This window comes from Paracoccus sp. TOH (genome assembly GCF_030388245.1).
In the GTDB taxonomy this organism is placed as follows: domain Bacteria; phylum Pseudomonadota; class Alphaproteobacteria; order Rhodobacterales; family Rhodobacteraceae; genus Paracoccus; species Paracoccus simplex.
This window is the reverse complement of record NZ_CP098361.1, coordinates 105,125-123,941: the sequence shown is the minus strand read 5'-3', so window position 1 is coordinate 123,941 and position 18,817 is coordinate 105,125. Positions and strand designations below refer to the sequence as shown.

Below are 18,817 nucleotides of genomic sequence, written 5' to 3'. Positions count from 1 at the left end.
GGCTTAACCTTTTCTTGGCTTATTCGCGGTATTTCGACAGGACCAGAGTCGCATTGGTACCGCCGAAGCCGAAACTGTTGGAAAGGATGCTATCGAAATCGACATTGTCCACGCGCGTCCGCGCAATCTCCTCGGGCCGGATCTCGGGGTCGAGCTCGGTGATGTTGGCCGAGGCGGCGATGAAGCCGTTCTGCATCATCAGCAGCGAATAGATCGCCTCATGCGCGCCGGTCGCCCCCAGCGAATGGCCGGTCAGCGACTTGGTCGAGGAGACCGGCGGCACGGCGCCCTCGCCGAAGACGCGGCGCAGGGCCTTGATCTCGCCCACGTCGCCGACCGGGGTCGAGGTGCCATGCGCGTTGACGTAGGAAACCTTGCGGCCCTCGGGCAGGGTCGAGAGCGCCAGCCGCATCGAACGTTCGCCGCCCTCGCCCGAGGGGGCGACCATGTCATGGCCGTCGCTGGTGGCGCCATAGCCGGTGACCTCGGCATAGATCTTCGCGCCGCGCGCCAGCGCGTGGCCCAGTTCTTCCAGCACCACCACCCCGGCGCCGCCGGCGATGACGAAGCCGTCGCGGGTGGTGTCGAAGGGCCGCGAGGCGGTCTGCGGCGTGTCGTTATATTTCGACGACATGGCGCCCATGGCGTCGAACAGGCACGACAGCGTCCAGTCCAGCTCCTCGCCGCCGCCGGCGAAGACGATGTCTTGCTTGCCCATCTGGATCAGCTCGGTGCCGTTGCCGATGCAATGCGCCGAGGTCGAGCAGGCCGAGGTGATCGAATAGTTCACGCCCTTGATCCTGAACGGCGTGGCCAGGCAGGCCGAATTGGTCGAGGACATGCAGCGCGTGACCATGAAGGGCCCCATGCGCTTCGGCGCGCCCTTCTCGATCACCGTGCGGTGCGCCTCGAACAGGTTGGCGGTCGAGGGCCCGCCCGAGCCCATCACCAGGCCGGTGCGCTCGTTCGAGACATCCGCGGGCGCCAGGCCCGCATCCTCGATCGCTTGCTGCATGGCGATGAAGTTATAGGCCGCGCCCATGCCCATGAAGCGCAGGTTGCGCTTGTCGATATGCTCCTCGACGGCGATCTGCGGCATGCCGTGGACCTGGCTGCGGAAGCCATGTTCGGCATATTGGGGAGAGAAGACGATCCCCGACCGGCTCTCGCGCAGGCTCTCCGCAACTTCTGCGGCATTGTTGCCGATGGGAGAGACGATGCCCAGCCCGGTGATGACGACGCGGCGCATGGCGTGCTCCTTGTTCATGGGTCAGGCGGCCGACAGGGCCACTTTCATGTCCTTGACCTCGTAGATGGTTTCGCCGTCGGCCTCGACCCGGCCGTCGGCGACCCCCATGGTCAGGCGACGGGTCTGCACCGCCTTGGTGAAGTCGACGTGATAACGCAAGAGCTTGCGGTCGGGGCGGACCATGCCGGTCAGCTTGACCTCGCCCACGCCGAGCGCATAGCCGCGGCCCTGCCAGCCGCGCCAGCCGAGGTTGAAGCCGGTGAGCTGCCAGAGCCCGTCGAGGCCCAGACAGCCGGGCATGATCGGATTGCCGGGGAAGTGGCAGGCGAAGAACCACAGGTCGGGATGGATGTCGAACTCGGCGGTGACATGGCCCTTGCCATGCGGCCCGGCATCGGCCGAGATGTCGGTGATGCGGTCCATCATCAGCATCGGCGGTTCGGGCAGTTGGGCATTTCCGGGGCCGAACAACTCGCCACGGGCGCAGGCCAGCAGATCGTCCTTGTCAAAGCTGGTCCGTGTCATCGTCATGCGCGTGTTTTCCCTTGGTCGGACGTTGCGTTATTGCTGCGGCCTGCGCCGGGCAAGCCCCGCGCGACACTTGGCTTTCGGTCTATCATTCCGCCCCGGCAAGGTGCAAGGGCGCAGGTTTTTGCGCGATTCTGCCCGCTCGTGCCGGGAGAGGGCGGATTTGCCGGGGCGCCGCCCGGCCCGCATCGCGACCGGGGGCTTTGCGCCCCCGGACCCCCACAGGGTATTTGGCCAACGGAGAGCGGCCGCGATGGCCGGGGCGGACCCGGATTGCCCGAATGCCGGCCGGGCTAGACCGGCGGTTCGGCGGCCAGTTCCAGGGCGCGGCGGGCGATCAGGGCGATTCCCGGCGCGATATCCGCATCCTTGATCGAGGAATAGCCCAGCCGGAAGAAGCGGCAGGGGCTGGGCGGCGTCTCGAAGAACACCTCGCCCGGCTCGATCAGCACGCTGTCTTCCAGCAGGCGGCTGGCCAGGATGCCGCTGTCGATGCCCTCCGGCCCCTCGATCCACAGGCTCGATCCGCCCGAGCGCGCGGCGCCGGCGATACGCAGCGGCGTGGCGGCCAGCGCCTCCTCCATCAGCGCGCGCCGGCGTTTCAGCGCCCCGCGCAGCCGCACGATATGCGCGTCGTAATGGCCAAGCGCCAGGAAATAGGCGGTGATCCGCTGCAGGTGGTTCGGCGGGTGGCGCAGCATGATGGCGCGCAGCGCCCGTGCCCGGGCGATCAGCGGCGCCGGCGCCACCATGTAGCCGATGCGCAGCCCCGGAAACAGCGATTTCGAGAAGCTGCCGATATAGATCACCCGCCCGGCGCGATCGAGCGATTTCAGCGCCGGGGCCGGTGGGGCGAGATAGGACATCTCGAAGTCGTAATCATCCTCGACGATCAGGAAGTCATGCGCGGCGGCGCGGGTCAGCAGGTCGCGGCGCCGGGCCAGCGGCATGGTGGCGCCGGTGGGGATGTTGTGGCTGGGGGTGACGATCACCAGCCGCGTGCCCTGCGGCAGCAGCTCGGGATTCAGCCCGCCCTCGTCCACGTCCAGGAAGGTGGTCGGGCTGTGGGCGCGGCGCAGGGTCTCGGCGAAATCGGGATAGCCGGGGTCTTCGGTCACCGCCAGCCGGTCGCCGCGCGCCAGAAGCTCGATGGTGATGAACAGCGCGTTCTGTGCGCCCAGCGTCACCAGCACCTCGTCCGGTTCGGCCTGGATGCCGCGCCGGGGCAGGGAATGCGAGCGGATATAGTCGATCAGCATCGGATCGTCGGCGCCGTAGAGATCCGAGGCCAGTTCGCCGAAATCCCGCGTGCCCCAGGCGCGGCGGGCGCAATCGCGCCAGGCATTGTGGTCGAAAAGCGCCGCGTCGCTTTGCCCATAGATGAAGGGATAGCGGAAATCCTGCCAATTCGCCGGCTTGCGGATCACCCGCTGCCGCGGCTGCTGGTCCGCCAGCCAGTGGTTCCAGTCGAGCGCGGTCTGGCGCGGCAGCGGCTTCTGCACCTTCAGCCGCCGGTGCGGCACGGTGGCGGCGACCATGATGCCGGAGCGCGGCCGGGTCTCCAGATAGCCCTGGCTGACCAGCTCCTGATAGACCAGCGTCACCGTCATCCGCGACAGTCCCAGCGATTCCGCCAGCCCGCGCGAGGAGGGCAGCCGACTGCCCGGCCGCGCCCGCGTTTCCAGGATCGCCCGCACGATGGCCGCCGCCAGCCGCGCCTGCAGCGTGCCTGCCTCGCCATCGCGCAGAAAGAACATCTCGACGGGAATCCGGTCACTCATCTGGATCTAACTTTGGTTTGAACTGGACATATCGTTGCGCTGCGTCACCTGCAACATTTTGCCGCATCAGCGATCGCAAACAAGGCGACGCCTATCTCAACAGGGGGCTTCCAATGTCTTTCATTACCCGCATTCTGTCCGGCACCGCGCTTGCGTTGAGCCTGGGAACGGTCGCCCTGCCGGCTTCGGCGGCCGAGTATCGCATCGCGGTCGGCGATGGCGCCGGCGGCACCCAGGAGGCGCTGGGTAAGGCCTTCGTCGCGGCGCTGGAGGAGAAAACCGGCGGCCAGATGACCGGCAAGCTGTTCCTCAACGGCCAGCTCGGCGACGAGCAGGACACCGTGACCGCCGCCGCCACCGGCACGCTGGATTTCTCGATTCTCGCGATCAACAACATCACGCCTTTCTCGCCCACCGTCGGCACCCTGACGCTGCCCTATGTCATCCTGAGCCAGGAGGATGCCGAAAAGGTCACCCAGGGCGAAATCGGCCAGCAGATGATCGCGCAGACCGTCGAGGATGCCGGCGTGCGCATCATCGGCTGGGCCTATTCCGGCTTTCGCGTGCTGACGAACTCAAAAAAGCCGATCGCCACGGTGGCCGACCTGCAGGGGGTCGTGGTGCGCGTGCCCAAGAACGAGATCATGATCGAGACCTACAAGAGCTGGGGCATCAACCCGACCCCGATGGCCTGGGGCGAGACCTTCGCCGCGCTCCAGCAGAAGGTCGTCGACGGTCAGGACAACCCCTACATGACCGTCAACTCGATGAAGTTCTACGAGGTCCAGAAATACGTGACCGACCTGCGCTACCTGTTCTCGATCGAGCCGCTGATCATCAGCGAGGCGCTGTTCCAGAGCCTTTCGCCGGAAGAGCAGCAGCAGGTCCTGGAAGCCGGGCAGGAGGCGACGCAAGCCTCGGCGCAGTTCCTGCGGGACCAGGAAAGCAAGATCAAGGAAGAGCTGGTCGGCCGGGGCATGGAGATCACCGAGCCCGCCGATGACGAGAAGGAATTCATCGAACTGGCGACGACCAAGGTCTGGCCGAAATTCTACGACCAGATCGGCGGCAAAGAGGTTCTCGACGGGGTGCTGACCTCGCTGGGTCGCGATCCGGCGAAATAACCCTCCTCCCCGACTGCGGGCGCGCCCGGCGCGCCCGCCCTTTCGCCAATCCTCGCTGGAACGCCCCTTATCCGGAGGCAATTCATGTCTGCATTCTGGAAGCATCTCGACCATCTCGAAAGCTACATCTGCCGCGCGCTGCTGGCGCTTTTCGTCACGCTGCTTTTCGTCCAGATCGTCGCACGGCAGATCTTCGGCTTCTCGATCACCTGGATCGAGGAACTGTCCGTCATCCTCTTCGTCTGGTTCGCCTATTTCGGCGCGTCCTATGCGGCGCGCATGGCGGCGCATAACCGGGTGACCTTCCACCTGAACATGATGCCGCGCAAGGCGGCGCGTGTGTTGGAGGCGATCGGGGATCTGTTCTGGATCATCTTCAACATCGTGTTCATCTGGCAGGCCATCCAGTTCATCGGCCGGCTGAAGCCCTTCGTGAAGGCCCAGACCCTGGGCTGGGAGATGCGCTACGTCTACATGGCGCTGCCCATCGCCTTCGCGCTGATGACGATCCGCATCCTGCAGGTGAACTATCTGAAACTCGTGAAGGGCATCGACCCGCGCGACCCCGACAAGGTCGAGGTCGAGGAGATGCTCGAACTCGCCGCCGACGAGCAGCGCGCCTACGAGCGGGAGCACAAGAAATGAGCGATTATGTCGTAGAAGTCCTGTTCGGCACCTTCGCCCTGCTGATGGTGCTGGGTGCGCCGATCACCGTCGCGCTTGGCGTGGCCGCGCTGGCCGCCATGCTCTATCTGGGCGACAATCCGATCAAGATGGTGCAGATGGCCTGGTCCTCGGTCGGGTCCTTCCCGCTGATGGCGCTGCCCTCGTTCATCCTGGCCGGGGCGCTGATGGAGGCCGCAGGCCTGTCGCGCCGGCTGATCTCGGTCGCCGAAAGCCTGGCCGGTCCGTTCACCGGCGGCCTTTCCGCCGCCACCATCGTCGCCTGCCTGTTCTTCGGCGCGATCTCGGGTTCGGGGCCGGCCACCACCGCCGCGGTCGGCATGCTGATGATCCCCGGCATGATCCGCAACGGCTACAGCCGCGATTACGCCGCCTCGACCACCGCCGCCGCGGGCGGTCTGGGCATCGTCATCCCGCCCTCGATCCCGATGATCATCTACGGCATCTCGGCCATGGGCATCGCGCCCGATCCGGCCGCCGTCGAGGCGCATGGCCAGTTCCAGTCGGTCTCGATCTCGAAGATGTTCATCGCCGGCTTCCTGCCCGGCGCGGTCATGGCCGGCGGCCTGCTGCTGATGAACTACGTCCGCTGCAAGCGGCGGGGCTATCACGGCTCGTCCGAGACGCTGTCGCTGCGCAAGTTCATGTGCGCCTGCTATCAGGGCTTCTGGGCGCTGCTGGCCCCGGTGGTGATCCTGGGCGGCATCTATACCGGCATGTTCACCCCCACCGAAGCCGCCATCATCGCCATCTTCTACACTTTGTTCGTCGGAATCTTCATCTACCGCGAACTGGATCTGCGCGAGGTCTTCAAGGCGCTCGAGGCGACGACCTGGCTGGCCGGGCGGGTGCTTCTGGTGCTGTTCGCCGCCACCATCTTCGGCCGCGTCCTGATCGAGAACAACATCCCCGGCATCATCGCCGGCGGCATCCTGGGCCTGACCACCAACATCTATGCGATCTGGGCGCTGATCATCGGCATGCTGCTGATCGTGGGCATGTTCATGGAGACGCTGGCCGCGATCATGATCCTGGTCCCGGTCATGCTGCCGGTGGCCTATATGGTGGGCATCGATCCGATCCACTTCGGCATCGTGATGATCTGCACGCTGTCCGTCGGCTTCCAGACCCCGCCGCTGGGCGAGAACCTGTTCATCGCCTCCGGCATTTCGGGCGAGACCATCGAGAAGATCAGCGTGACCGCGCTGCCCTTCGCCATCGCCTCGACCGCCGCGATTTTCGTCATCGCCCTGTTCCCGCAGATCGCCCTCTGGCTTCCCGCCCTGCTGGGCTATTGACCAAGGAGTTACCCATGACCCGCAAGCTGACCGCCGACGACCTGAAGGCCACCTTCGACGCCTTCAACCGCCACGACATCGACGGCGTGATGACCCATTTTGCCGATGACTGCGTGTTCTACACCGTCGCCGGCGAGCACGAATACGGGAACAAGGTCGAAGGCAAGGCGGCGATCGCCAAGGCTTTCGAGACCGTCTGGACGACGATGCCGGACGTCGCATGGGCCGACCACACGCATTTCCTGTCCGAGGACGGCACGCGCGGCGTTTCGCAATGGACATTCCGCGCCACCAACCCGGACGGCAGCCGCATCGAGGTGCAGGGCGTGGACCTGTTCCGCATCCGCGACGGCCGGATCGTCGAGAAACAGGCGATCCGCAAGCAGCGCCCGGCCATCCCCGCCTCTGCCCCCGCCCTTGCCGAGAAATGAGGACGGCCATGCAGGCGATCGAGAAACGTGCGGGTTCGGTCCCCTTCGACCCGTTCTATGATCCCATCACGGCGCCCGGCCTGGGTCCGCGCAGCGACTATGCACCGACCTACTGGATCGGCACCGCCGGCACCCCGCCGCCGGACGACGGCCCGGTGACGGGCGACATGGATGCTGATGTGGTGGTGATCGGCTCGGGCTATACCGGCCTTTCCTGCGCCATCCACCTGGCCAAGATGCACGGCATCAAGGCCACGGTGCTGGAGGCGAACGGCGTCGCCTATGGCTGCTCGACCCGCAACGGCGGCCAGGCGCAGGTCAGCTCGGGCCGGCTGAAGCGCAGCCAGTGGATCGAGCGCTGGGGCCTCGATGTCGCGAAGCGCCTGCATGCCGAGGTTTGCGAGGGTTTCGAGCTGTTCCGCGGCCTGATCCGCGACCATGCGATCGACTGCGAGCCGCAGGATGGCGGGCATTACTACATCGCCCACAAGGCCGGCGTGATGCCGGCGCTGGAAAGCGAGGCGGCGCTGCTGCGCGACACATTCGGCTATGACGCCCGCATGCTCTCGCGCGGCGAGCTGCACGAGACCGTGGTGCGCGACCACGAGGCGCATGGCGCCATGTGGGAGGTGGACGGCGTCGGCATCCATGCCGCGAAACTGGCCTTCGGCTATCTGCGGGTGGCCCGCGAACTGGGCGCGAAAGTGCATGTCGACAGCCCGGTTCAGGGCTGGGACTACCGGGACGGCGTGCATCACCTGCGCACGCCGGGCGGCACGGTGCGGGCGAAGCGCGTGGCGGTGGCGACGGCGGCCTATGCGCCGCGCAGCCTGCACCCGCGGCTCAGGGACCGGCTGATGCCGATCATGTCGAACAGCATCGTCACCCGCGTGCTGACGCCGGGCGAGCTGGAGGCGATCGGCATCCGCAAGCTCTCGCCGCTGACCGACACCCGGACGCTGCGGCATTATTACCGGCTCTTGCCCGACAACCGGCTGCAGATCGGTTCGCGTGCCGCGATCACCGGCCGCGACGCCGCGAACCCGACGCATCTGAACGGGCTGAAGGAGGGCATGTACCGCAAGTTCCCGACCCTGCGCGGCATCGAGCTGGATTACAGCTGGTGGGGCTGGGTGGATGTCAGCCACGACATGATGCCGCGCATCACCGGCCTGCCGGACCTGCCCGGCGCCTTCTACGCCCTGGGCTATGGCGGCAACGGCGTGATGTATTCCGCCATGGCCGGCCGGCGCATGGCGCAACTGGTCGCGGGCGAGGCCGTGCCCGCGCTGCCGATCTTCAACACCGAACTGCCGCATGAGGGCTGGAAGACGCCGTTCCGGCGGCTGGGCCAATGGGGCCTCTACAAGTTTTACCACTATCGCGACGAGCGCAGATAAGGAGCCATCGCCATGAGAATGACCACCGAGGAAGCCTTTGTTAAGGTTTTGCAACTGCACGGTATCGAGCATGCTTTCGGGATCATCGGTTCTGCGATGATGCCGGTTTCGGATCTGTTCCCGAAGGCGGGGATCACGTTCTGGGACTGCGCGCATGAGACGAATGCCGGGCTTATGGCGGACGGGTTCACGCGCTCGACCGGCAAGATGTCGATGGCGATCGCGCAGAACGGCCCCGGGGTGACCGGGTTCGTGACGCCGGTGAAGACCGCCTACTGGAACCACACGCCGCTGCTGCTGGTGACGCCGCAGGCGGCGAACCGCACCATCGGCCAGGGCGGCTTCCAGGAGATGGAGCAGATGCGGCTGTTCGCCGATTGCGTCTGCTACCAGGAGGAGGTGCGCGACGCCTCGCGCATCCCCGAGGTCCTGAACCGGGTGATCATGCAGGCCTGGCGCAACTCGGCCCCGGCGCAGATCAACATCCCGCGCGACTTCTGGACCCAGGTGATCGACGTCGAGCTGCCGCAGGTGGTGGCCTTCGAGCGGCCCTCGGGCGGCGAGGATGCGGTGGCCGAGGCGGCGCGGCTGCTGTCGGAGGCGCAGTTCCCGGTGATCCTGTCGGGCGCCGGGGTGGTGCTGTCGGGCGCGATCCCGGAACTGGCCAAGCTGGCCGAGCGGCTGGATGCGCCGGTGGCCTCGAACTACCAGCACAACGACAGCTTCCCGGGCAGCCATCCGCTGGCGGTGGGGCCCCTGGGCTACAACGGCTCGAAGGCGGCGATGGAGCTGATCGCCAAGGCCGATGTGGTGCTGGCGCTGGGGACGCGGCTGAACCCGTTCTCGACCCTGCCGGGCTACGGCATCGACTACTGGCCGAAGCAGGCCAAGATCATCCAGGTCGACATCAACGCCGACCGCATCGGCCTGACCAAGAAGGTCACGGTGGGCATCCAGGGCGACGCGGCCAAGGTGGCGCGCGGCATCCTGGCGCAGCTCGCCGCCACGGCGGGCGATGCCGGCCGGGCCGAGCGCCGCGACCTGGTGGCGCAGACCAAGTCCCGCTGGGCGCAGGAGCTGTCGAGCCTCGACCACGAGGATGACGATCCCGGCACCGAATGGAACCAGCAGGCGCGGGTCCGCGACGCCGGTCTGATGTCGCCGCGCCAGGCCTGGCGGGCGATCATGCAGGCGGTGCCGAAAGAGGCCATCGTCAGCTCGGACATCGGCAACAACTGCGCCATCGGCAACGCCTATCCGAGCTTCGAGGCGGGGCGGAAATACCTGGCGCCGGGCCTGTTCGGCCCCTGCGGCTACGGCTTCCCGGCGATCCTGGGCGCCAAGGTCGGCAATCCGGACGTGCCGGTGATCGGCTTTGCCGGCGACGGCGCCTTCGGCATCTCGATGAACGAGATGACCGCCTGCGGGCGCGAGGACTGGCCGGCGATCACCATGGTGATCTTCCGCAACTACCAGTGGGGCGCGGAAAAGCGCAACACGACGCTGTGGTATGCCAACAACTTCGTCGGCACCGAGCTAGACCGCGACACCTCCTATGCCGGCATCGCCCGGGCCTGCGGCTTGAACGGCGTGCAGGTGAAGTCGCAGGAGGAGCTGACGGCGGCGCTGCACGAGGCGGTCGAGCGGCAGATGCAGAAGCGCGAGACCACCTTCATCGAGGTGCTCTTGAACCAGGAGCTGGGCGAGCCCTTCCGCCGCGACGCGATGAAGAAGCCGGTGGTGGTGGCGGGGATCGACCCGGCCGACATGCGTCCGCAAAAGGGCGCCGCCTGACGGAAGCGGCGGGCCGACCGCAGCCCGGCCCGCCGCCTTCGGATAATACGCCGAGGGGAACAAAACCCCTCGGCAATCCGAAACGGCTTCCGACCCCTGCCATCCCACGGCGCGGCCTCCTCCGCGCCGGTCCACTTCCCGCATCCGGGTGACGACGATGATAACCACCATGATCCCTTCGCGCAGCCTGCTCGGCGAGGCCTTCCCGGGTTTCGCGGTCTCGGCGCTGGTCGCGGCCACGGCGCAGTTCCTGTCGGACCATTACGGCGCCCCGGCCATGCTGCTGGCGCTGCTGCTGGGCCTGGCGCTGAACTTCCTGGCCGAGGACGGTACCCGCACCGCGCCCGGCATCGCCTTCACCGCCCGCACGGTCTTGCGGCTGGGGGTGGCGCTGCTGGGGGCGCGGATCTCGGTCGAGATGCTGACGGCGCTGGGGCCGCGCTTGATCGCGCTGGTGGTGGCGGGGGTGGTGCTGACGATCCTGTTCGCGCTTCTCGCCACCCGCTGGGTCGGCCGCGGCTGGCGCTTCGCGCTCTTGACCGGCGGCTCGGTGGCGATCTGCGGCGCCTCGGCCGCCATGGCCATCGCCGCGGTGCTGCCGCGCCACGAGAAATCCGAGCGCGACCTGGTCTTCACCGTCCTGTCCGTCACCGTGCTCTCGACCGTGGCCATGGTGCTTTATCCGATGCTGTCCAACGTCTTCGGCTTCACGGCGCGCGATTCCGGCGTGTTCCTGGGCGGCACCATCCATGACGTGGCCCAGGTGGTCGGTGCCGGGTTCTCCGTCGGCCCCGAGACCGGCGAGACCGCGACGCTGGTCAAGCTGATCCGAGTCTCGATGCTGGCGCCGGTGGTGCTGTGCTTCTCGTTGGTGATCCGGGCGCGCGGGCTGTCCGACACCGACGGCGGCAAGGCGCCGCCCCTGCTGCCGGGCTTCGTCATCGGCTTCCTGGTGCTGGCGGCGCTGAACAGCCTGGGCCTGATTCCGCAGGCGGTCTCGGACTTCGCCGGGCAGCTTTCCCGCTGGGCGCTGCTGATCGCCATCGCCGCGGTGGGGATCAAGACCTCGCTTGGCAAGATGCTCGAGGTCGGCGGCGGCGCCATCGCGCTGATCGTGGCCGAAACCGTGTTCCTGGGCGTCTTCGTCGTCGCCGGCCTGCATTTCCTGGGGTAATGAGATGAAACCGCTCGACCGCATCCACGAGACCGCGAAGGCGTTGAACCGCCATATCATCCTGTCCGAGGGCGAGGATCCCCGCGTCGCCGAGGCCGCCCGGCGGCTGGTCGACCAGGGTCTGGCCCGCGTCACCCTGATGGGCGGACCCGAGATCCCCGGCGTGGGCCGCATCGACCCGGCGGGCGCGCCAGATCTGGCGGAGCTCGCCGAGGAATGGCACCGGCTGCGCGCCGCCAAGGGCATGACTGCCGAGCGGGCGCTGGAGGAGATGCGCGACCCGATCCGCCAGGCGGCGATGCGGGTGCGGCTGGGCCAGGCCGATGGTACGGTGGGCGGTGCGGTCGCCACCACCGCCGACACGGTGCGGGCGGCGCTGCAGATCATCGGCCGCGCGCCGGATGCCGGGATCGTGTCGAGCTTCTTCCTGATGCTGTCCTGCGGGCCCGCGGCGCCGGTCAAGGGCGGGATGATCTTTTCCGATTGCGGGCTGGTGATCCAGCCCGACGCGGCCGAGCTTGCCGCCATCGCGCTTTCCGCCGCCGAAAGCTGCCGGCAGCTTCTGGCCGAGGAGCCGCGGGTGGCGCTTTTGTCCTTCTCGACTGCCGGCTCGGCGGATCATCCGAGCCTGGGCCGGATCCGCGAGGCGCTGGCGCTGATCCGCGCCGCCGCGCCGGATCTGGAGGTGGATGGCGAGATGCAGTTCGACGCGGCGCTGGACGACGCGATCCGGGCGAAGAAGGCGCCGGGAAGCCGGCTGACCGGCCGGCCGAACGTGTTCATCTTCCCGGACCTGGCGGCGGGCAATATCGGCTACAAGATCGCGCAGCGCCTGGGCGGCCTGACCGCCATCGGCCCGATCCTGCAGGGCCTCGCCAAGCCCGCCAACGACCTGTCGCGCGGCTGCTCGGTCCAGGACATCGTCGATGCAAGCGCCGTCACCGCCGTTCAGGCCGGGACGGTGGCGAAGGTGCCGGCCTAGCCGGCCGGATCCCGCAGCGCCTCGGCGATGCGGCGGATGCCCTCGGGGATGCGTTCGGCGGCGATCGAGGAATAGGCCAGCCGGAAGAAGCCCCTGCCGCGCGCGGCCAGCGCGAAGAAGGGCGCCCCCGGCTCGATCAGCACTTCGCGCGCCTTGAGCCGCGCCGCCAGCGCCGCGGAATCGACCCCCTCGGGCGTCGCCAGCCAGAAGCTGGAGCCGCCGGTCGCCTCGGGCGAGGCCAGCCGCAGCCCCTGCTGCGCGATGGCGGCGAGCATCACCTCGCGCCGCCGGGCATAGGCGCGGCGCATCCGGTTCGCTTGCGCGTCGTAATGGCCCAGCGACAGGAAATGCGCCAGCGTGCGCTGCATGTGGCCGGGCGGGTGGCGCAGCACCATGCCGCGCAGCGCCCGCGCCTCGGCGATGACGCGCGGATCGGCCACCACATAGCCCAGCCGCACGCCCGGAAACACCGATTTCGAGAATGAGCCGATATAGATCACCGCTCCGGCCCGGTCGATGGCCTTGAGCGCCGGCGAGGGCGCGCCGGCGAAGGACATCTCGAATTCGTAATCGTCCTCGATCACGGCGAAGCCCTGGGCCTGGGCGCGGGCCAGCAGTTCCTTGCGGCGGGCCAGCGGCATGGTGGAGTTGGTCGGGCATTGGTGGCTGGCGGTGGTGAAGACCGCCGCGACCCCGGGCGGGATGGCGTCGGGCGGCAGGCCGCGCGCATCGACCGGCACCGGCAGGATGCGGGCGCGGCTGGCCAGCAGGATCTCGCGCTGACCGGGATAGGAGGGGTCCTCGATGGCGCAGGAGGCGCCGGGGCGCAACAGCACCTGCGTCACCAGCCACAGCGCGTTCTGCGCCCCCATGGTCAGCAGGATCTCGTCGCGCCCGGCGCTGATGCCGCGCCGGGGCAGGATCTGGCGGGCGATATGGTCGACCAGTTCCGGGTCGTCGGCGTCGTAGAGGTCGCCGGTCAGGCTGGCGAACTCGCGCCGGCCCAGCGCACGCATGGCACAGTCGCGCCAGGCGGCATGGTCGACCAGCGCCGGATCGGCCTGGCCGTAGACAAAGGGATAGGCGAAGCGGCGCCAGTCGCGTTCGCGATCCGTGCGTTGCGCGCGGGCGAAGCGGCCCTCGAACTGGCTGTCCCAGTCGAAGCGCGGCGTGTCCGGGGCAGGGGGCTCGGCCTCGAGCCGCCGCTCGATGCTGTCCGAGATGTAATGCCCCGAACGGTCGCGGCTGGCCAGGTAATCGGTCGAGACGAGTTCCGCGAAAGCCTGCGCCACCGTGACCCGCGCCACGCCCAGATGCCGCGCCAGCGCCCGGGTCGAGGGCAGTTTCTCGCCCGCGCGGAAGCGGCCGGCGGTCACCGCGGCGATGATCTGGCGCCGCAACTGGACCTGCAGCGGCAGACCGGCGGCATGGTCCAGGAAGAAGGCATCGGGGGGAATCGGCATGGGATGATCCGCGGCGGCTGGCGGGGCCCATCAGTTCCCCGAATGCCGCCCCGGATCAAGGGAGTGGATCAAGCGCTCAGCCGAACACCTTGGTCAGCGCCCGGTCGATGGTGTCGGTGATGCGGTCGATGTCGTCCGCCGTGGCGATCAGCGCCGGCGACAGGCAGAGCGTGTTGTTGAAGCCCGGCAGCGAGCGGTTGGTGGCGCCGATGATGACGCCCTGCGCCATGCAGTCGGCCACGACGGCCTGCACCTTTTTCTCGTCCATCGGCTCCTTGCTGGCGCGGTCCGAGACCAGCTCGGCGCCGCAGAACAGGCCCTTGCCGCGCACGTCGCCGATGACCTTGTGCTTCTCCATCAGCGCATTGAGGTTCGAAAGCGTGCGCTCGCCCATGGCGACGGTGTTGGCCAGCAGCCCCTCGTCCTCGATGATGCGCAGGTTCTCGATCGCTGCGACCGGCCCCGAGGTGCAGCCGCCAAAGGTCGAGATGTCGCGGAAGAAGCTCATGCCGTCCTCGGGCTTGTCCTTGAACATCTCGAAGACGCGCTCGGTGGTGACGGTGCAGGAGATCGCCGCATAGCCCGAGGCGACGCCCTTGGCCATGGTGACGAAATCCGGCTCGATCCCGTATTGCTGATAGCCGAACCAGGTGCCGGTGCGGCCAAGTCCGCAGACCACCTCGTCGATATGCAGCAGGATGTCGTATTTGCGGCAGATCTCCTGCACGCGCTGCCAATAGCCCTCGGGCGGGGTGATGACGCCGCCGCCGGCGGTCACCGGCTCCAGCACCAGGCAGCCGACGGTGTCGGGCCCCTCGCGCAGGATCACCTCTTCGATGGCGTCGGCGGCGCGTTCGCCGTAGTTTTCAACATCCCATTGCTTGCGGTATTCCAGGCAATGCGGCACCCGCACGAAGCCGTCGGGGAAGGGGCCGTAGGCGATGGCGCGCTGGTCCTGGCCCGAGGTCGCCAGCGTGGCGATGGTGGTGCCGTGATAATCGCGGTCGCGATAGAGGATCTTCCATTTCTTGCCGCCGTGATGGTTCGCCGCGATCTGGCGCACCATCTTGTAGACCTTCTCGTTCGCCTCGGAGCCGGAGTTCGAGTAGTAGACCCGGCTCATGCCCGGCATCTTCTCGATCAGCTTCTGGGCGAAGATGGCGCCCGGCACGGTGCCCGCCGCGCCGGCGTAATAGTTCAGCTTGACCAACTGGTCGCGGATCGCATTGGCGATGCTTTCGCGGCCATAACCGACGTTCACGGTCCAGACCCCGCCCGAGACCGCGTCGAGGAACTCGCGCCCCGTCGCATCCCAAAGTTTCATCCCCTTGCCCTCGACGAAGACGCGCGGGTCGATGGTCTCGTATTGCTTGTGCTGGCTCAGATGGTGCCAGACATGGGTGCGGTCGGCCTCGACCACATGCGACATGTCGTTGGGGTTCAGATCGAGCGTCATGGCCGGACTCCTGCGGATAAAAGGCGTTCTCTCCTGACTGCGCCCGAACGCGGCAAAGTGATAGAGCCAGATTCATCGCATAGATGGGTCCAGAAGGCGAAGCCGTCGCGGGTCGCGGGCCGAATCGGCACCGGAGACGGCGAAGAAACCGCTGCTGCCGCGGCGCTGTTTCTGCGAGCGCGAGATTTGCGCTGCGCCGCAGCTTACATCTATCATATTGTTTAAATTCATGAATATTGAAGATGGCGGCATGGCCAACCTTATAGACAGATAATCCTATCTATCCGTATAGTTTTGAAAGTTGCCGCATCCAGACCAATGCAACACCAACAACAGGGTTTTCTCATGCTCAATCGTCGTCGCTTCCTGACCACATCCACGCTGGCCGCGGCCGCGCTCGCCGCGCCGGGCCTTGTCACCCGCGCCTTTGCCCAGGGCGCGGCGCTGAAGATCGGCGTGCCGGTGCCGATCTCGGGCGCCTTCGCGGCCAACGGCAAGTTCGCCACCATCGGCGCGCTGATGGCCGCCGAAGAGGTCGCGGCCGCGCATGGCGTCGAGGTCTCGACCCTCGATCTCGATACCGAGGGCAAGCCCGCGACCGCGGTGCGCAAGGTGCAGGACGCGCTGGCGCAGGACGGGGTGAAACTGTTCGCCGGCGGCATCCTGTCGTCGGAATCGCTGGCCATGGGCAAGGAGATCGAGCGCGGCGGCGGCGCCTTCATGACCACCGCCGGCGCCGACGAGATCACCGGCGTCGATTGCAACAAGGCCACCTTCCGCTGGTCGGTGCCGACCTATGGCGCCATCAACGAGACGGTGCGGCCGATCATCGACGCGCTGCCCGATGCCAAGAAATGGTATACGATCACCCCGCAATATGTCTTTGACGACGGGCTGCTGAACGCCGCCAAGGCGGTGTTTCAGGAAAAGGGCATCGAGCATGTCGGCAACAGCTATCATTCGCTGACCGACAAGGAATTTTCCGGCTACCTGACCAATGCCATCGCCGCCCAGCCCGATGTGCTGCTGCTGCTGAACTTCGGCGCGCAAAGCTCGGACACGCTGCGGCAGGCGGTCAGCTTCGGGCTGAAGCAGCGCATGACCATCGTCGTCGCCTGGGCTTCGGGGCTGGAACAGTTCGAGGCGCTGGGACCGGACATCTGCGAGGGTGTCTATTTCGGCGCGCAATACTGGCACGGTGCCGACTCGACGCTGAACCGCGAACTGGTCAAGAAGGTGCAGGAAAAGCACGGCTTCAACCCGAACTATTCCTTCGCCGGTTCCTATATCTGCGCGAAACTGCTGCTGGAAGCCGCGGTCAAGGCCGGCTCGCCGGACGGTGCGGGGGTCGCCGCGGCGCTTGGCGGGCTGAAATACCAGGGCCTGACCGGCGAGGAGGAGATCCGCGCCGCCGACCACCAGGTCATCAAGGATTACTACCTGCTCAAGGGCAAGCCCAAAGCCGACATGGCCGACAAGGACGATTACGCCGAGATCATCAGCGCCGGCAAATCCTTCCTGTCGCCCGAGGATGCCGGCTGCAAGATGCCCGCCTGATCCCCCGCCTCCCCGCGCGGCCGCCGGTCGCGCGGGGCCTTTTCGCCCGGTTTCAGGGAGAAGCCCGTGATCTACCTTTTCCAGGTTCTGAACGGCATCGGTCTGGGGATGCTGTATTTCCTGCTCGCCGTCGGCCTCAGCGTCATCTTCGGCCTGTTGCAATTCGTGAACTTCGCCCATGGCGCCTTCTACCTGCTGGGCGCCTATCTGACCTATGACCTGACCACGCGCGGCTTCGGCTTCTGGGCCGCCATGCCGCTGGCCACGCTGATCGTCGCCGGCATCGCCGCGCTGATCGAGGCGGTGCTGCTGCATCGCATCTACAAGCTGCCGCACACCTTCCACATCCTGGTGACCGTGGGCCTGGCGCTGGTCGTGCAGGAACTGGTCATCATCGCCTGGGGGCCGCTGGGCGGCTCGGTGCCGGCGCCCGAGGGGCTGCAGGGCGTCGTCATCCTGGGCGATTTCATCTATCCGCAATATCGCCTCTTCACCATCGGCTTCACCGCCGTGCTGGCCGGGCTGCTCTGGTGGCTCCTGGAGGGCACGCGGCTGGGCGCCATCGTGCGCGGCGGCTCGGAATCGCCGGCGAACATGGCGCTTCTGGGTTACAACACGCTGCGCATCAACACCGCCGTCTTCGGCTTCGGTGCCGGGCTTGCCGGGCTGGCGGGCGCACTGGCCGCGCCGATCCGCGGCGTCGAGCCCTTCATGGGCATCGAGGCGCTTTCCGTCGCCTTCGTGGTCGTGGTGATCGGCGGCATGGGCAGCTATACCGGCGCGCTGGTCGCCGGCCTGCTGGTCGGGGTGGTGCAAAGCGTCATGACCACGCTTTGGCCCGAGGGCGCGCGGCTGATGATCTATGTCGGCATGGCGCTGGTCATCGCGCTGATGCCGCGCGGCCTGCTGGGGAGGGCATGAGCATGAACCCGCTTGACAAACCCTGGGCGCAACTGACGCTGGCGCTGCTGGCCGTTCTGGTGCTGCCGCTGTTTCTGAAATCCGGCATCCTGGCGACCGAGATCCTGATCTTCGCCATGGTCGTCGCGGCCTGCAACCTGCTGCTGGGCTATACGGGCCTGCTGTCCTTCGGCCAGGGCATCTTCTTCGGCATCGGCACCTATGCGGCGGGCATCTGCCTGACGCGCTGGCAGATCCCGGTGCCCTTGGTGCTGGCCGGCGCGGCGGTGCTTGGCGCGGCCACCGCCACGCTGGTCGGCTGGCTGTCGATCCGCCGGCAGGGGGTCTATTTCGTCATGCTGACGCTGGCCTTCTCGCAGCTGTTCTATTTCGTCGCCTATACGTTCAGCGGCGTGACCGGCGGCGACAACGGGCTTCTGGGCGTGCCGCGGCCCTCCATCGCCGGCACGGCGCTGAACGCGCCCTGGTCCTATTACACCTTCGTCGCGGTCTGCTTCGTGGCGGTGTTCGCGATCCTGGTCGTGGTGACGCAATCGACCTTCGGCCGCACCCTGCTGGCGATCCGCGAGAACGAGGGCCGCGCCGCCGCCATCGGCTTCCCGACCCGGCTGTTCAAGATCGAGGCTTTCGCCATTTCGGGCGCGGTCACCGCCTTCGGCGGCGCGCTCCATGCCATGCTGATCGGCGTCGCGCCCCTGTCGAACATCGAATACCACACCAGCGAACTGATCCTGATCATGACCATCATCGGCGGCAGCTCCAGCCTGTTCGGCTCGGTGCTGGGGGCGGGGTTCTACCTGCTTCTGGCCGATGCGCTCTCGACCGTCTGGCCGCGCTGGCTGCTGCTTTTGGGCCTGGTGCTGGTCGCCGTGGCGCTGTTCCTGCAACGCGGGCTCTGGGGTCTGGTCGAGCGCGGCTACGACCTGGTCTTCCGCCGCCAGCGCGCGCCCGAAACCCCGGCCGAGGAGCATTGAA

General features: G+C 67.3%; 16 protein-coding genes. 11 read left to right on the top strand and 5 right to left on the bottom strand.

Annotated elements, in window-relative coordinates; all coding sequences use genetic code 11:
• Nucleotides 1–19 precede the first annotated feature (19 nt).
• The 3 genes from fabB to NBE95_RS11240 form a co-directional block, all read right to left on the bottom strand.
• On the bottom strand, nucleotides 20–1,249 hold the full coding sequence (fabB, locus tag NBE95_RS11250; protein WP_289895542.1) for a beta-ketoacyl-ACP synthase I: 1,230 nt from the start codon (nucleotides 1,247–1,249) through the stop codon (nucleotides 20–22).
• Between the two features lie 21 nt (nucleotides 1,250–1,270).
• The gene (fabA, locus tag NBE95_RS11245) at nucleotides 1,271–1,780 is read right to left on the bottom strand and encodes a bifunctional 3-hydroxydecanoyl-ACP dehydratase/trans-2-decenoyl-ACP isomerase (protein WP_289895541.1); all 510 of its coding nucleotides are present in this window, start codon (nucleotides 1,778–1,780) and stop codon (nucleotides 1,271–1,273) included.
• 290 nt (nucleotides 1,781–2,070) lie between these two features.
• Nucleotides 2,071–3,558, bottom strand: a complete 1,488-nt coding sequence (locus NBE95_RS11240; protein WP_289895540.1) for a PLP-dependent aminotransferase family protein — start codon at nucleotides 3,556–3,558, stop codon at nucleotides 2,071–2,073.
• A gap of 113 nt (nucleotides 3,559–3,671) precedes the next feature.
• Between NBE95_RS11240 and NBE95_RS11235 the strand changes: the two genes are divergently transcribed.
• From NBE95_RS11235 to pta, 8 genes are all read left to right on the top strand, one after another.
• Entirely contained in the window at nucleotides 3,672–4,682 is a 1,011-nt protein-coding gene (locus NBE95_RS11235) for a TRAP transporter substrate-binding protein (RefSeq protein WP_289895539.1), read from the top strand.
• Nucleotides 4,683–4,766: 84 nt separating this feature from the next.
• Nucleotides 4,767–5,327 (top strand): TRAP transporter small permease, encoded by a 561-nt coding sequence (locus NBE95_RS11230; protein ID WP_019352660.1) that lies wholly within the window; start codon nucleotides 4,767–4,769, stop codon nucleotides 5,325–5,327.
• Nucleotides 5,324–6,664 carry a TRAP transporter large permease gene (locus NBE95_RS11225; protein ID WP_289895538.1) on the top strand — a complete coding sequence of 447 codons (1,341 nt, stop codon included), beginning with the start codon at nucleotides 5,324–5,326 and terminating at the stop codon, nucleotides 6,662–6,664. Before NBE95_RS11230 ends, NBE95_RS11225 begins: the two co-directional genes overlap by 4 nt.
• Before the next feature lie 14 nt (nucleotides 6,665–6,678).
• Entirely contained in the window at nucleotides 6,679–7,095 is a 417-nt protein-coding gene (locus NBE95_RS11220; RefSeq protein WP_019351391.1) for a nuclear transport factor 2 family protein, read from the top strand.
• Between the two features lie 8 nt (nucleotides 7,096–7,103).
• The gene (locus NBE95_RS11215) at nucleotides 7,104–8,495 is read left to right on the top strand and encodes an FAD-binding oxidoreductase (protein ID WP_289895537.1); all 1,392 of its coding nucleotides are present in this window, start codon (nucleotides 7,104–7,106) and stop codon (nucleotides 8,493–8,495) included.
• A gap of 12 nt (nucleotides 8,496–8,507) precedes the next feature.
• Nucleotides 8,508–10,289 carry a sulfoacetaldehyde acetyltransferase gene (xsc, locus tag NBE95_RS11210; RefSeq protein WP_289895536.1) on the top strand — a complete coding sequence of 594 codons (1,782 nt, stop codon included), beginning with the start codon at nucleotides 8,508–8,510 and terminating at the stop codon, nucleotides 10,287–10,289.
• A 157-nt stretch (nucleotides 10,290–10,446) separates the two neighbouring features.
• The gene (locus NBE95_RS11205) at nucleotides 10,447–11,463 is read left to right on the top strand and encodes a putative sulfate exporter family transporter (protein WP_289895535.1); all 1,017 of its coding nucleotides are present in this window, start codon (nucleotides 10,447–10,449) and stop codon (nucleotides 11,461–11,463) included.
• A 4-nt stretch (nucleotides 11,464–11,467) separates the two neighbouring features.
• Entirely contained in the window at nucleotides 11,468–12,445 is a 978-nt protein-coding gene (pta, locus tag NBE95_RS11200; protein ID WP_289895534.1) for a phosphate acetyltransferase, read from the top strand.
• Here the strand turns inward: pta and NBE95_RS11195 are convergent.
• Both NBE95_RS11195 and tpa read right to left on the bottom strand, forming a co-directional pair.
• The gene (locus tag NBE95_RS11195; RefSeq protein WP_289895533.1) at nucleotides 12,442–13,908 is read right to left on the bottom strand and encodes a PLP-dependent aminotransferase family protein; all 1,467 of its coding nucleotides are present in this window, start codon (nucleotides 13,906–13,908) and stop codon (nucleotides 12,442–12,444) included. The two genes, pta and NBE95_RS11195, sit on opposite strands and share 4 nt — an antisense overlap.
• Nucleotides 13,909–13,984: 76 nt before the next feature.
• On the bottom strand, nucleotides 13,985–15,364 hold the full coding sequence (gene tpa / locus NBE95_RS11190; protein ID WP_289895532.1) for a hypotaurine--pyruvate aminotransferase Tpa: 1,380 nt from the start codon (nucleotides 15,362–15,364) through the stop codon (nucleotides 13,985–13,987).
• Between the two features lie 345 nt (nucleotides 15,365–15,709).
• Here tpa and NBE95_RS11185 point away from each other — a divergent pair, with 345 nt between their 5' ends.
• The 3 genes from NBE95_RS11185 to NBE95_RS11175 all read left to right on the top strand — a co-directional run bounded on the left by NBE95_RS11185 (nucleotide 15,710) and on the right by NBE95_RS11175 (nucleotide 18,816).
• Nucleotides 15,710–16,921, top strand: a complete 1,212-nt coding sequence (locus NBE95_RS11185; RefSeq protein WP_289895531.1) for an ABC transporter substrate-binding protein — start codon at nucleotides 15,710–15,712, stop codon at nucleotides 16,919–16,921.
• A gap of 66 nt (nucleotides 16,922–16,987) precedes the next feature.
• Nucleotides 16,988–17,842 (top strand): branched-chain amino acid ABC transporter permease, encoded by an 855-nt coding sequence (locus NBE95_RS11180; protein WP_289895530.1) that lies wholly within the window; start codon nucleotides 16,988–16,990, stop codon nucleotides 17,840–17,842.
• Nucleotides 17,843–17,844: 2 nt separating this feature from the next.
• The gene (locus tag NBE95_RS11175; RefSeq protein ID WP_289895529.1) at nucleotides 17,845–18,816 is read left to right on the top strand and encodes a branched-chain amino acid ABC transporter permease; all 972 of its coding nucleotides are present in this window, start codon (nucleotides 17,845–17,847) and stop codon (nucleotides 18,814–18,816) included.
• Nucleotide 18,817: the final 1 nt, after the last annotated feature.